Genomic DNA, 13,701 nt, shown 5'->3' with positions numbered 1-13,701 from the left:
TTCCCCTCTCAGATGCGCACGCAGGTGACGCTGTCGCCGGGCGACACGCCGAGCGCCTGCTGGGCGTCGCGCGACAGGCAGACCACCTGGCTGGATTCGGCCGGCGGGCAGGCGGTGATGACGGCGCGGAAGTTCTGTTCGCTGCTGGCCACCGCGTAGGTCACCAGTTCATCGTGCCCGTTCGCGCTGCCGGCCGCGCGGCCGGCGCTCTCGACCTGGCGCACCTGCGAAGCGCAGAAGGAGCGCAGCGCGTTCCTGTGGGCCTGCAGGATCGGGCCGCCGTCGAAGATGTCGATGTACTCGTCGGCCTCGAAGCCTTCCTGTGTGAGCAGCTGGAAGGCCAGCTGGCCGCTCGGGTGGATCTGGCCGAGGGCGGCCTGGGCGTCGCCCGGCAGCAGCGGCACGTAGACCGGATAGTGCGGCATCAGCTCGACGATCAGGGTGCGGTTGCGGGCGCCGTCGATGACGCGCTCGGCCTCGAGGAAGTCCATCTTGAAGAACTTGCGGCCCAGCGCGTTCCAGAACGGCGACTGGCCCTCAGCGTCGGTGACGCCGGCCAGCGGCACGAAGAAGCGGTCGCCGAAGCGGTGCGGCGCCAGCACGGCGTACAGCAGGCGTGCGCGCGACAGCAGCGCGGCCTCGAAGCCGGCGCTGTCGCGGTTGCGGATATAAAAACCCGAGAGGTGCGAGTAGGCCGTCAGTTCCGAGCACAGGGTCAGCGCGTGCACGCTGTGGCTGATGTTCAGGTCGCGCGAGACCTGCTGGATCACGTCGTTGCGGAACGCGAAATAGGTGCCGTTCGAGCCGGCCGAGGCGTGGATCGACGCGGTGCCGACCACGTCGCGCGTGCGCAGGTCTTCCAGCACGAACTGGTAGGACTCCTCGCTCGGGATGTCGACGTGCGCGGCGAACGAGGCGATGGAGCGCTCGACCGCCGCGACGATGGCTTCGCGCGTACGCGGCAGCGTGTGCACGCCGGGGATCGTGACCCCAGCCATGGCCTCGAGGGCCCCGATATCCGCGCGTTCAACCGGTCGGACTACAAACATGCGAACTCCTAGTAGAGATCAAACAGCGAAGCCGGCGCACCCCGAAAAGCGCGCCGGCCGGATGCCTGCCGTGGATCAGCCTGCGATGAACGCCTCGACCGCTTCGCGCATGATGCGGTCGGCTTCCGCGATCTGCTCGTCCGACACCACCAGGGCCGGCGCCAGGCGCACCACGTCCGGGCCCGCGATCAGGAGCATCAGGCCCATCTTTTCGCAGATCTTGGTGTAGTCCTTGGAGCGGCCCTTGTAGTCGGCGGCCATCGGCAGGCCGATCAGGAGGCCCAGGCCGCGCGGCTTGCCGAACACCTGCGGGTAGTCGGCGGCCAGCTTCTCCAGGTTGGCGAAGATCTTGCTGCTGGCTTCACGCACGCGCGCCAGGAAGCCCGGGGTGTTGATGGTCTCGACGACCTTCAGGCCGACGGTGCCGGCCAGCGGGTTGCCGCCATAGGTGGTGCCGTGCGAACCGACGTTGAGATGCATGCCGATTTCCTCGGTGGTGATCATGGCGCCGATCGGGTAGCCGTTGCCCAGGGCCTTGGCCGAGGTCAGGATGTCCGGGGTGACGCCGGTGTCCATGTAGGCATAGAAGGCGCCGGTGCGGCCGACGCCCGACTGCACTTCGTCGAACACCAGCAGCGCGCCGGTCTGGTCGCACAGCTCGCGCAGGGCCTTGAGGTAGGCGTGGTCGCCCGGGATCACGCCGCCCTCGCCCTGGATCGGCTCGACGATCACGGCGGCGACGTCGTCGGTGATGGCGGCGCGCGCGGCCTCGATGTCGTTGTACGGGATGTGGCTCAGTTCCGGCGGCAGCGGCTCGAAGCCTTCGGTGTACTTCGGCTGGCCGCCCACCGAGACGGTGAACAGGGTGCGGCCATGGAAGGACGACAGGCAGGACACGATGCGCGACTTGTGCGGGCCGAACTTGGCGTGCGCGTACTTGCGGGCCAGCTTCAGGGCCGCTTCGTTGGCTTCGGCGCCCGAGTTGCAGAAGAAGGCGCGGTCGGCGAAGGTGGCTTCGACCAGGGCGCGGCCCAGGCGCAGCACCGGCTCGTTGGTGTAGCCGTTACCCAGGTGCCAGACGGCGTTCATCTGTTCGGTCACGGCCGCGACCAGTTCCGGGTTGCAGTGGCCCAGGCTCGAGACGGCGATGCCCGAGGTGAAGTCCAGGTAACGCTTGCCTTCCTGGTCCCACACGTCCAGGCCCTTCGCGCGCACCGGCACCATGGCGGCCGGGGCGTAGGTCGGGCAGAGGACTTCGTCGAAGGTCTGCCGGGTGACAGGCCGCGTGGTGACACCGGAGTCAAGGTTTGCGTTCATGGCTGCTTCCTCATGGATGATCGTTGTACGCGGACCGATTGCCGCGCAGGTTCAAGCCATTATAGAAAGCCACCCTGACAAGTTCTTGCAGAAGTGCGACAGGGATTTTCGTTTTTGGTCGGGGAAATATTATGTGATTACTAACAAAGCTTACTGGCCGAGCTTCCTCTGCCGCTCTTCCCGCGGCGTATTCCCGAACAGCGCCCCGAAAGCCGTCGAAAAGTGCGAGCCCGACGAGAACCCGCACATCAGCCCCACCTGCACGATCGAGTAATTGGTTTCCAACAGCAGCTTGCGCGCCCGCTGCAGGCGCAGCTCGAGGTAGTAGCGCGAGGGCAGGCTGCCGAGGTATTGCTTGAACAGGCGCTCCAGCTGGCGCCGCGAGATGCCGGCCAGCTGCGCGATCTCGTCGGTGGACAGGGGCTCTTCGATGTTGGCCTCCATCAAGGCCACGGCCTCGGTCAGCTTCGGCTGCAGGGTGCCGAAGCGCGCCTGCAGGGCCACCCGCTGGCGCTCGTCCTTGCCGCGCACGCGGTCCACGCACAGGATTTCCTTCACCTGGGCCTGCACGGCGGCACCGAACAGCATCTCGACCAGGGTCAGGGCGAAATCGATGCTGGCCGCGCCGCCGCAGCAGGTCAGGCGGTTGCGGTCGAACTCGTACAGGTTGGGGGTGAACAGAGCCTGCTCGGCCAGCGCATTGGTGTCGGGATAGAGCGCCCAGGGCAAGGCGGTGCGCACGCCGTGCAGAGCGCCGGCGTCGGCCAGCCACAGCACGCCGGCCCCCACGCCGCCCCAGAACGGCGCCGCGCGGCAGCGGTCGACCAGGGCGCGGCAGTTGGCCGGCCTCAGGGCGGCCTCGGCCTCGTCGGCCACCAGCAGCACCAGGTGCCAGTGGCGCTGCGAGTCGCTGAACTTGTCGGGACTGCGCACGTCGACGTGCAGCAGCTCGGGGCCGAGCAGCTTGGCGGCCAGGCGCAGCGGCTGGACCAAGCCGGACCAGGTCAGCATGTCCGGCTCGCCGGCGTTCACCAGCAGCACGCGCAACGGACGTTCCTGTGCCAGGAGGGACAGGTCAGAAGGCTGCATCGGAACGGACGGGCGGTGTCATCAAGGGATAATGATACCGGAGATACCTCGACTGGGAGCAAGTGCCGTGGTCGGGCCCGTTCGATGCCGTTCCGGAAAAACGCCTGCGGCCAGCTATAATCCTGCCCATGGGGGAACGATATTTAAAGAGCGTCCGGCTGCTGGCCGAGTGCATGCAAGGCTTCGAGCGTTTTTCCGGCGAATCGGTGCGCCAGCACGGGTTGACGCACGCGCAGTTCGATATCATTGCCACGCTGGGTAACACGCCCGGCATGAGCTACAAGGAACTCGGCGAGCGCACCCTGATCACCAAGGGCACCCTCACCGGCGTGATCGAACGGCTGGAACAGAAAGGCCTGGTGCTGCGCGAACGCAGCAGCGACGACAAGCGCTCCTTCTTCGTGCGCCTCACGCCTGCCGGCGACGGCATATTCCGCGATGTGTTCCCAAGGGTAATCGCGCACGGCAAGCAGCTGTTTTCGAGCTATGGCGAAGCCGACTTCGACGCCCTGGAAAACGTTCTGCGCAAGCTGCGCGACCAGATCGCCGCCGGCAGTCTTCCTCCCCAACCACCACAAGCAAAGGAATTGCCTTGAAAACATCCCTGATCGAAGGCAAGAAGCCTGCCCATTTCGACAAGCACATCATCGGTAACATCCTGCTGGATGTCGCTCCCCTGGAAGAAGTCAAGCAGGAAGCCATGCTGATCGGCGTGCGCAACGAAGCCGGCGAGATCTACCGCCTCATCGGCGCAACCAAGCTCAACAGCTTCATGAATGCGAGTGAAGAACTGCTCGACATGGGTCTGGTCGATGAGCTGGAAGACCGTGAAGAACAGAAGGAAGGCTGCGACGCCATCTTCAGTGAACCTTGATGCAAATCAAACACTAGAATAGTTCCACAAGGAAAGTTTTCCCAGCTGAATGGGGCGATGGGGGTATAATTTTTTGATGGACCGACTCTCCGCCCTCAAGAGCATCGCCGCCCAGGCCAGCCGTGGCGAACTCAGCTTTCCCACCAACGTCGATGCGACGCTCAAGCTGCAGCGCGCGCTGAACGAGCCCGACTGCCATACCGACATGGCGGCGCGTCTGGTGCAGGCCGAGCCCCTGCTCGCCGCGCGCACCGTGGCGATCGCCAACTCGGTGGCCTATAACCGGGCCGGCCATGACGTCACCAATGTCCGCGCGGCCGTGCAGCGCGTGGGCTTCCGTACCCTGGGCGCACTGGCCGCCTCGGTCATCGTGCGCCAGCTGGCCAGCGAAATCGTCGATCCCGGCCTGCGCGCCAAGGCCGACGCCCTGTGGATCCATTCGGCCCACGTGGCCGCGCTGGCGCAGGTGATCGCGCGCCGCGTTTCCTTCGTCGATCCGGAAACCGCGATGTTCGCCGGCATCGTGCACGAGGTGGGCGGCTTCTACCTGCTTTCGCGCGCCGGCGAATTCCCCGGCCTGCTCGACGATTCCACGGGCGACAGCGCCGCGGAGTGGATCGAGCATGGCGAAGTGGCGATCGGCCGCGGCGTGCTGCTCAAGCTCGGCGTGCCGGTGCCCGTGATGGGCGCCATCGAGGCGCTGTGGAACGGCCTGCGCGCGCTGCCGCCGGAAACCCTGGGCGACACCCTGCTGCTGGCCAAGGACCTGGCCCCCTTCCCCTCCCCGCTGCACATGCGTCCGGGCGCGACCACGCTCGACTCGGCCGCCACCATCGATTTCACCATCGGCGAAGGCACCCTGGCCCAGGTGCTGGCTGAATCGGCCGACGAAGTCAAGAGCCTGACCGCGGCCCTGCTGTAAGCCGGCCGCGCCAACACTTCCCTGCCGTGCACGGCTGCCGATACCGATACGGGTATCGGCCGCCGCATTAATCTCATTAGTAAAAAGGCAAAGACTTCTTCAATCTTGCATGCGCCGGCATCACGCTACATAACGATCACGGAGACATGCATGAAGAACACCCTTTCGCTATGGGGGCTGGGGGCGCTATTGGCCTCGTCCCTGCTCGCCACGGATGCCGCCGCCCAGGCCGGATTCACCCCGATCACCTTCAAGAACGCTGCCGTCCACGATCCGTCGATCGTGAAGTCGGGCGACACCTGGTACGTCTTCGGTTCCCACCTCGCTGCCGCCAAGTCCACCGACCTGATGAACTGGCAGCAGATCGCCAGCGGCGTCAGCGCCACCAATCCCCTGTTCCTGAACGGCACGGCGAACGTGTTCACCGAGCTGGCGGAAACCTTCAGCTGGGCGCAATCGGATACCCTGTGGGCGGCGGACGTCAGGCAGCTGGCGGACGGCAGGTTCTACATGTACTACAACGCCTGCAAGGGCGACTCGCCCCGCTCCGCCCTCGGCATTGCCGTGGCCGAGCGCATCGAAGGCCCCTATGTCGACAAGGGCATCATCCTGCGCTCCGGCATGTGGGGGCAGGCCAGCCATGACGGCAGCATCTATGACGCGATGAAACACCCGAATGCCGTCGATCCCCACGTGTTCACGGACAATGCGGGCCGGCTGTGGATGATCTACGGCTCGTATTCGGGCGGCATCTTCATCATGCAGATGAACCCGACCAACGGCATGCCCCTGCCGGGCCAGGGCTACGGCAAGCGCCTGATGGGCGGCAACCACAGCCGCATCGAGGGCGCCTTCGTGATGTACAGCCCGGCCACCTCCTACTACTACATGTTCACCTCGTTCGGCGGCCTGGACGCCAATGGCGGCTACAACATGCGCGTGGCGCGCTCGCTCAAGCCCGACGGGCCCTACCTGGACGCCCAGGGCAATGACATGGCCAATGTCCGCTCGGACCCGAGCAAGCCCCTGTTCGACGACGCCTCGATCGCGCCCTACGGCGTCAAGCTGATGGGGAACTTCCTGTTCGAGCGCAAGCTGGGCGAGCCGGGCACCGGCATCGGCACCGGCTACGTGTCGCCCGGCCACAACTCGGCCTACTACGATGCCGCGACCGGCAGGCATTTCCTGGTCTTCCATGCGCGCTTTCCGGAGCGCGGCGAGCAGCACGAAGTCCGCGTCCACCAGATATTCATGAATGCCGACGGCTGGCCGGTCGTCGCTCCCTACCGCTACGCCAAGGAGAATGCGACGGCGGTGCGGCGCGAGTTCGTGATCGGCGACTACCTGCTCGTCAACCACGGCAAGGACATCTCCGCCACCGTCAAGAAGTCGCAGTCGGTCACGCTGGGCAGCGACGGCGCCGTGAGCGGCGCGGTAACGGGGACCTGGCTGCTCTCCGGTGCGAATGGCGTTGAGCTGCGCCTGGCGGGCTCGCCTTCGCCGTACAAGGGCATCTTCCTGAGCCAGTGGGACGAGACTTCGAAAAGCTATGTCATGACCCTGTCGGCCCTGTCGCGCGAAGGGGTCGCGGTGTTCGGCAGCCGCCTGATTCCGCGTACCGATGCGCAGGTGGTGAATGCCATCTATGCCGAGCTCAGCCTGGGCAACACGGCGGCCGTGAGCGCCAACCTGAACCTGCCGACCACGGCGGCGCGCGGCGCGACCATCGCCTGGAGCTCGTCGCATCCCGCCGTCGTGAGCAACAGCGGCGTCGTCACCCCGGGCGCCACCGACCTCACCGTGACCCTGACTGCCCGCATCGGCAAGGGCACAGCCAGCGCCACCAAGCTATTTACGGTCACGGTGCGCAAGGCCGGCGGCCTGCTGGCGCATTACGCCTTCGACGGCAACCTGGCCGACACCAATGGCGCCGCGGCGCCCGGCGCCGTGGTCGGCGCCAGGCTCGACCTCGCCGGCGGCAGCATCGGCTATGAAGCGGGTGTGAGGGGCCAGGCCGCCGTCTTCAACGGCGCCAGCGGCATCCGCCTGCCGAACGGCCTGATCTCGACCAATACCTATACGGTCGCGCTCTGGCTCAAGCCGGCGCAACTGACGGCCTTGAGCACCACCTTCTTCGGCGCCCGGACCAGCGACGCCTGGATCAGCTTCCTGCCGATGGGGCATGGCTTTGTGAACGGCGCCGCCATGCTGTGGTCGGGAACGGCCTGGTACGACGCCGGACTGGGCATGAACCTGCCGGTCGGCCGCTGGTCCCATGTGGCCTTCAGCGTCAGGAACGGCGCGGTCAATGTCTACGTCGATGGCGTGAAGCGCTTCAGCGGCAGCAACTTCCCCAACATGTTCACCACCACGAGCGGCGTGTTCGCACTGGGCGTGAACTGGTGGGACGCGCCCTACAAGGGCGCGATGGACGAGCTGCGCATCTATGGCGCGGCCCTGAGCGATGCCGATATCGCGGCCCTGGCCCGCTGATCACCCAAGCATAAGGAATACGAGCATGAAACACACCATTTTCTCCCTGCTGCTCCTGCTGGCCTCGGCCGGCGCCTGCGCCGGCGTGATTGGCTTCGATGACCTGGCGGGCGATGAAAGCGCGCCGATCGCCAACGGCTACCAGGGTTTCGACTGGGACAACCTGGGCGCGATCCGGGCCGACGCCTATCCCGGCAGCGGCTACGCCGCCGGCACGGTTTCGTTCGGGAATACCGCCTTCAACCGCGACGGCGGCATCGCGGCGGTGTCGAAGGCAGGCGGATTCGACTTCGTCGGCGCCTTTTTCACTTCCGCCTGGCTAGAGCAGGAACTCGCCTTCGACGGCTGGCGCGATGGGCGGCTGGTCCATTCCACCGCCGTGTCCTATGTGATCGATACGGCTACGCCCTTGTGGATCGGGCTCGGATGGAAGGACATCGATACGCTGGTCATCTACAACAGCAGCGGCACGCAATGGGCCATGGATGACTTCACGGTGCCGGAACCGGCTTCGCTCGCCATGTTCGGCACGGCCCTGGCCGGCCTGGCGATGGCGCGCAGGCGCAGGGTCAAGGCTTGAACGAAAACCGGCGCAAAAAAAATGCCCGCTCGAGAGAGCGGGCAAAGTCCAAAACTAGGGATGTCCTGAAAGAGACGGTTCCACTATAAGTCGCGCATGAGGCCGCTTCCGTACGCTGGTTCACACAGTCCGTCGCGTATGCGCTCGCGCAAGGCCGCCGCAAAAAAAAACCCGCTCCGTGGAGCGGGTGAAGTCCAAAACTAGGGATGTCCTGAAAGAGACGGTTCCACTTTAGGGCTTCGCTTCGATCGTCTCCGTGCGCTGATTCACTTAGGTGAACAAATTGTCGGCATGTCCACACGATACGCGCGGTATCGGCCCATGCTACCGGCGCAGCAATGGCTTGCCGGGCAGGTAAAGCTGCCGGATGCTCCGGGTTCGCCACTCCCGGCCAAACCCTTTATTCCTCGAACGCATGCATCCATCACGTCGCCGCTTCCTCGTCCAGGCCATGGCCGGGGCCGGCCTGCTGGCCTTGTCGCCGCCCCATGCCCTGGCCGCGCCAGGGATCGCCATTCCCGACCTTACCGGGCTGTATCCGGTGGAAGTCGCGCGTGTCGCCACACCGCGCACGACCGGGGAGGTCGCGCAGGCGGTGCGCGCCTGGCCCGGCAGGATCGCGGTCGGCGGCGGCCGCTACAGCATGGGCGGCCAGGTCGCCATCACCGGTGGGCTGCACCTCGACATGCGGGGCATGAACCGGCTCGTCCGGCTGGATGTGGACGCGAAAGTGGCCCGGGTCCAGGCCGGGATGCGCTGGCGCGACCTGCAGGATGCGCTCGACCCGCTGGGCCTGGCCGTGCACACGATGCAGAGCTTTTCGAATTTCACCGTGGGCGGCGCCGTGTCGGTGAATGCCCATGGGCGCTACGTCGGCAACGGGCCGGTAGTGAATTCGGTGCGCGCCCTGCAGCTGGTGCTGGCCGACGGCACGGTCGTGGAAGCGACGCGCAGCCTCAACGCGGAGGTGTTCCGCGCCGCCGCGGGCGGGTACGGCGCGGTGGGCGTCATTACCGAGGTCGAGCTTGATCTGGCGCACAACACCCGCATCGAACGCAGCGTGGAATCGGTGGCGCTCGACGACTATCCCGCCTGGTTCAAGCGCATGGCGGATGCCGGCGACTGCGTTTTCCACAACGCCGACCTGCTGCTGCCGCTGTTCGACGCGCCGGTCGCGGTGTCCTGGCGCAGGACGAGCAAGGCCCTGACCGAAACGGCCAGGCTGGTCCCGCGCGGCCAGTCCTACGGCCTCGAGCAGAATGCATTGTTCGCCATGACCGAGCTGCCGCGCGGCGACTTGATCCGCAGCAAACTGATCCACCCGCTGCTGCTGGCCCGCCCCAGCGTCAAATGGCGCAACCACGAAGCCAGCCTCGACGTGGCGGAGCTGGAGCCGCGCACGCGCCTGGTCTCGACTTACGTGCTGCAGGAATATTTCATCCCGGTACGGCACTTCGCCGCCTATGCCCGGGCCATGGCGGCGACCATCCGCAAGCACGATGCCCAGGTCCTGAACGTGTCGGTGCGCCATTCGCCGGCGGACAGCACCTCCCTGCTGCCCTGGGCAAAGGAGGAAGTGTTTTCCTTCGTGGTGTACTACAAGCAGCGCACCCATGCCGCCGCCCGGCGCCGCGTTGCGGAGTGGACGCGCGCGATGATCGATACCGCGCTTGCCTTCGGCGGACGCTACTACCTGCCCTACCAGCTGCACGCCACCCGCGCCCAGTTCGAGCGCGCCTACCCCGAGGCCGAAGCCTTGCGCGCGATCAAACGCAAGGTCGACCCTTCCGGCCGTTTCAGCAACGAACTGTGGGCCAGGTATCTGTAACAGCCTAAGCAAAAAAAAACCCGCTCCGGTTGGGGAGCGGGTGAAGTCCAAAACTAGGGATGTCCTGAAAGAGACAGGTCCACTATAGGGATGGGCATTCTACGGCTCTGTGCGTTACCACACATAAACTGCCAAATTGTCACACTGGTTTGATCTGGATGTAAAAAATGCCGCCACGGCAGGGCCGGGGCGGCATGTTTGTCGGCTTTTAGCGATGTTTAGACGACGGCGCCGTCGGTCTCGTCCTTTTCCTTGACCGGCTTGATCAGGTCTTCGCGCTTAATGCCCAGCCACATGGCCAGGGCCGCGGCGACGAACACCGAGGAATAGATACCGAAGCAGATGCCGATGGTCAGCGCCATGGCGAAATAATGCAGCGCGTGGCCACCGAACAGCAGCATCGACAGCACCATGATCTGGGTCGAACCGTGGGTGATGATGGTACGCGAGATGGTGCTGGTGATCGCGTGGTCGATCACTTCCGGCACGCTCATCTTGCGCTGCTTGCGGAACATTTCGCGGATTCGGTCGAAGATGACGACCGATTCGTTGACCGAATAGCCCAGCACTGCCAGGATCGCCGCCAGCACCGTCAGCGAGAACTCCCACTCGAAGAAGGCGAAGAAGCCAAGGATGATGACCACGTCGTGCAGGTTGGCGATGATCGCGGAGACCGCAAACTTCCACTCGAAGCGCACCGACAGGTAGATGATCACGCCGATCACCACCATGATCAGTGCGTTCAGGCCGTTCTGCGCCAGCTCGTCGCCGACTGCCGGGCCGACGAATTCGACACGCTGCAGGCTGACCAGTTCCTTGTTGTCCGCGGTCACGCACGCGGTGCGGTTGACCATCTCGCCCTTGTCGGTCGTGACCTGGGTGACCGTCGGCTTGCCCTGCTCCGAGGAGCAGATCGCATTGAAGACGCGGCTCGAGGTGCCGGCCTGGTCCTGGCCTTCGACGATCGGCAGGCGCAGCAGGACGCTCTGGGCGGTGCCGAAACCGGTCACCTCAGGCGCTTCGTAGCCGATGCCGCGCAGCGTGGTGCGAATCTTTTCCTGGTCGGCCGCATGGGGATAGTGCAGTTCCATCACGGTGCCGCCGGTGAACTCGACCGACCAGTGCAGGCCCTTGGTCACCAGGAAGAACACCGCCGCCAGGAAGGTCACCACCGAGATCACATTGAGGATCACGGCGTGGCGCATGAACGGGATGTCCCGTTTGATCTTGAAAAATTCCATGATTTAGTCCTGCGCTCCCTGAGTCGCGTTTTGCTTGTTGGGCGTAAAGCCTTCTTTCCAGACCGTGCCGATCGAGATATGGGTCAGCTTCTTCTTGCGGCCATACCAGAGGTTGATCAGGCCACGGGACAGGAACACGGCCGAGAACATCGAGGTCAGGATGCCCAGGCAGTGCACCACGGCGAAGCCGCGCACCGGACCGGAACCGAAGATCAGCAGCGCCAGGCCGACGATCAGGGCGGTGACGTTGGAGTCGAAGATCGTGTCCCAGGCGTGCTTGTAGCCGGCGTTGATCGCCACCTGCGGCGTGGCGCCCGCACGCAGTTCCTCGCGGATGCGCTCGTTGACCAGCACGTTGGAGTCGATCGCCATGCCGAGCGTGAGCGCGATTGCCGCGATACCCGGCAGGGTCAGGGTGACCTGCAGCATCGACAGCAGGGCCAGCAGGAACAGCACGTTGGCCGCCAGCGCGATCGCGCTGACCATGCCCACCAGGTGGTAGTAGATGATCATGAAGGCGGCGATCGCCACGAAACCCCACAGCGTCGAATGCAGGCCGCGCTCGATGTTCTCGGCGCCCAGCTGCGGGCCGATCACGCGTTCCTCGATGAATTCCATCGGCGCCGACAGCGCGCCCGAGCGCAGCAGCAGCGCCAGCTCGTTGGCGTCTTCGATGCTGCCGATGCCGGTGATCTGGAAGGTCGAACCCAGTTCCTGGTTGATGACCGGAGCGGTCGGCACGCTGTACTGGCCTTTTTCCTTGAGCAGGACCGCCAGGCGCTTGCCGACGTTTTCACGGGTGGCCAGGCGCATGCGGCGGCCGCCGTCGCCGTTCAGGTCGATCGAGACGGCCGGCTGCTGGTTCGAATCAAAACTGGCGACGGCGCTCGAGATGTAGTCCCCGGTCAGAATGATGTCCTTGGACACCACCACCGGGGCGCCGCGGCCCTCAAGGAACAGCTCCGAGTTCAGCGGAATCGCGGCGGTCTGCTCGGTGCCCGGGGTCACGGTCGAGTCGACCATGCGCAGTTCCAGGGTGGCGGTGCGGCCGATGATGTCCTTGGCGCGCGCCACGTCCTGCACGCCCGGCAGCTGGACGATGATGCGGTCGGCGCCCTGCTGCTGGATCAGCGGCTCGGTGGTGCCCAGTTCGTTGATACGCTTGGACAGGGTGGAGATGTTCTGCTTCACGCCGTCTTCCACGGTGCGGCGCACCGCTTCCGGCTTGAGGCTGACGACCAGCTTCAGCTCGGTGCCGTCGGCGGCATCGGCGAAGACCAGGTCCTGGGATTGCTTGCCCAGCGCAGCGCGGGCTTCGGCGCGGACGGCGTCCTCGCGGAAGCGCACTTCGATGGTGTTGCCGACGCGCTCGATGCCGGCGTGGCGGATGTTGGCGTCGCGCAGCTGGCTGCGGACGCTGGCCTGCAGGCCCTTCACCTTGGTGTCGAGCACGGCCTTGCTGTCGATCTGCAGCAGGAAGTGCACGCCGCCGCGCAGGTCCAGGCCCAGGTTCATGGGCTTGGCGCCGATGCTTTCCATCCAGGCCGGGGTGTTCTTCGCCAGGTTGACGGTGACGATGTAGTCGGGATTGTCCTTGTCGCGGTTCAGGTCGCGTTCGAGCGCCAGCTTGGCCTTGAACTGGGCGTCGGTGCTGGCGAAGCGCGCGCGTACCGCGGTGCTGTTGCCGGTGCCTTCCAGGGCGATCTTCGTGGCCGGAACACCATTACGCTTGAGGGTATCCTCTACCAGGCCGACGGTGGCGCTGGTGATATTGACCGTCGTTTTACCGGTGGTGACCTGCAGTGCCGGCGATTCGCCGAAGTAGTTCGGCGCCGTGTACAGCGCACCCAGCAGGAGCGCGACGGCGATCAATAGATATTTCCAGACGGGATAGCGATTCATAGTGTTCCAGCGTTCAATGTTGGGCACGATGCGGCCCCGGAGGGCCGCTGATGGTGCTTAACTAGCCTTACAGTGCCTTCAGGGTGCCTTTCGGCAGCAGCGTCACCACTGCGTTCTTCTGGACCACGATTTCGGTGCCGGTCGCGACTTCCAGGGTCACGGTGGTATCGGCCACCTTGACCACGCGGCCCAGGATGCCGCCGGCGGTCGCCACTTCGTCGCCCTTGGTCAGTGCATCCATCATCGCTTTCAGCTCGCGCTGGCGCTTCTGCTGCGGACGGATCATGAGGAAATACATGACCACGAACATCAGGATCAGCGGCAGGAAAGTGGTCAGGCTACCCATCAGGCCAGGATCGGCTGCAGCCGTCGTTTGCGCGTACGCGTTGGAAATGAACACAAGGAC

12 protein-coding genes are annotated in these 13,701 nt (G+C 65.2%); 6 read left to right on the top strand and 6 right to left on the bottom strand.

Going from position 1 to position 13,701, the window contains the following annotated elements; translation table 11 throughout:
* Positions 1-8: 8 nt before the first annotated feature.
* The 3 genes from B2R83_RS04815 to B2R83_RS04805 all read right to left on the bottom strand — a co-directional run bounded on the left by B2R83_RS04815 (position 9) and on the right by B2R83_RS04805 (position 3,455).
* On the bottom strand, positions 9-1,049 hold the full coding sequence (locus tag B2R83_RS04815) for an arginine N-succinyltransferase (RefSeq protein ID WP_036212825.1): 1,041 nt from the start codon (positions 1,047-1,049) through the stop codon (positions 9-11).
* A gap of 75 nt (positions 1,050-1,124) precedes the next feature.
* Positions 1,125-2,366, bottom strand: coding sequence for an acetylornithine/succinyldiaminopimelate transaminase (locus B2R83_RS04810; RefSeq protein ID WP_292038650.1), 1,242 nt, complete (start codon positions 2,364-2,366; stop codon positions 1,125-1,127).
* A 150-nt stretch (positions 2,367-2,516) separates the two neighbouring features.
* On the bottom strand, positions 2,517-3,455 hold the full coding sequence (locus B2R83_RS04805) for a GlxA family transcriptional regulator (protein ID WP_209587076.1): 939 nt from the start codon (positions 3,453-3,455) through the stop codon (positions 2,517-2,519).
* Between the two features lie 173 nt (positions 3,456-3,628).
* On the opposite strand from B2R83_RS04805, the gene B2R83_RS04800 reads away from it, so the two are divergent.
* From B2R83_RS04800 to B2R83_RS04775, 6 genes are all read left to right on the top strand, one after another.
* Positions 3,629-4,051 (top strand): MarR family winged helix-turn-helix transcriptional regulator, encoded by a 423-nt coding sequence (locus tag B2R83_RS04800; protein ID WP_229445950.1) that lies wholly within the window; start codon positions 3,629-3,631, stop codon positions 4,049-4,051.
* Positions 4,048-4,329 carry a hypothetical protein gene (locus B2R83_RS04795; RefSeq protein WP_036212832.1) on the top strand — a complete coding sequence of 94 codons (282 nt, stop codon included), beginning with the start codon at positions 4,048-4,050 and terminating at the stop codon, positions 4,327-4,329. Before B2R83_RS04800 ends, B2R83_RS04795 begins: the two co-directional genes overlap by 4 nt.
* A 76-nt stretch (positions 4,330-4,405) precedes the next feature.
* Entirely contained in the window at positions 4,406-5,251 is an 846-nt protein-coding gene (locus tag B2R83_RS04790) for an HDOD domain-containing protein (RefSeq protein ID WP_292038638.1), read from the top strand.
* A 150-nt stretch (positions 5,252-5,401) separates the two neighbouring features.
* Positions 5,402-7,744, top strand: a complete 2,343-nt coding sequence (locus B2R83_RS04785; RefSeq protein WP_292038632.1) for a family 43 glycosylhydrolase — start codon at positions 5,402-5,404, stop codon at positions 7,742-7,744.
* Positions 7,745-7,769: 25 nt separating this feature from the next.
* Positions 7,770-8,324 carry a PEP-CTERM sorting domain-containing protein gene (locus B2R83_RS04780; protein WP_292038628.1) on the top strand — a complete coding sequence of 185 codons (555 nt, stop codon included), beginning with the start codon at positions 7,770-7,772 and terminating at the stop codon, positions 8,322-8,324.
* A 415-nt stretch (positions 8,325-8,739) separates the two neighbouring features.
* Positions 8,740-10,152 carry an FAD-binding oxidoreductase gene (locus B2R83_RS04775; protein ID WP_292038625.1) on the top strand — a complete coding sequence of 471 codons (1,413 nt, stop codon included), beginning with the start codon at positions 8,740-8,742 and terminating at the stop codon, positions 10,150-10,152.
* Between the two features lie 218 nt (positions 10,153-10,370).
* On the opposite strand, the gene secF is transcribed toward B2R83_RS04775, so the two are convergent.
* The 3 genes from secF to yajC all read right to left on the bottom strand — a co-directional run bounded on the left by secF (position 10,371) and on the right by yajC (position 13,695).
* Positions 10,371-11,393 (bottom strand): protein translocase subunit SecF, encoded by a 1,023-nt coding sequence (gene secF, locus B2R83_RS04770; protein WP_292038622.1) that lies wholly within the window; start codon positions 11,391-11,393, stop codon positions 10,371-10,373.
* Between the two features lie 3 nt (positions 11,394-11,396).
* Positions 11,397-13,295, bottom strand: coding sequence for a protein translocase subunit SecD (gene secD, locus B2R83_RS04765; RefSeq protein WP_292038618.1), 1,899 nt, complete (start codon positions 13,293-13,295; stop codon positions 11,397-11,399).
* Positions 13,296-13,362: 67 nt separating this feature from the next.
* On the bottom strand, positions 13,363-13,695 hold the full coding sequence (gene yajC / locus B2R83_RS04760; protein WP_209587068.1) for a preprotein translocase subunit YajC: 333 nt from the start codon (positions 13,693-13,695) through the stop codon (positions 13,363-13,365).
* Positions 13,696-13,701: the final 6 nt, after the last annotated feature.

It is taken from the genome of Massilia sp. UBA6681 (assembly GCF_002454935.1).
Taxonomy (GTDB): Bacteria; Pseudomonadota; Gammaproteobacteria; order Burkholderiales; family Burkholderiaceae_D; genus Telluria; species Telluria varians.
Note: the sequence above shows the minus strand (reverse complement) of the source record. Positions and strands in the feature narration are given on the sequence as shown.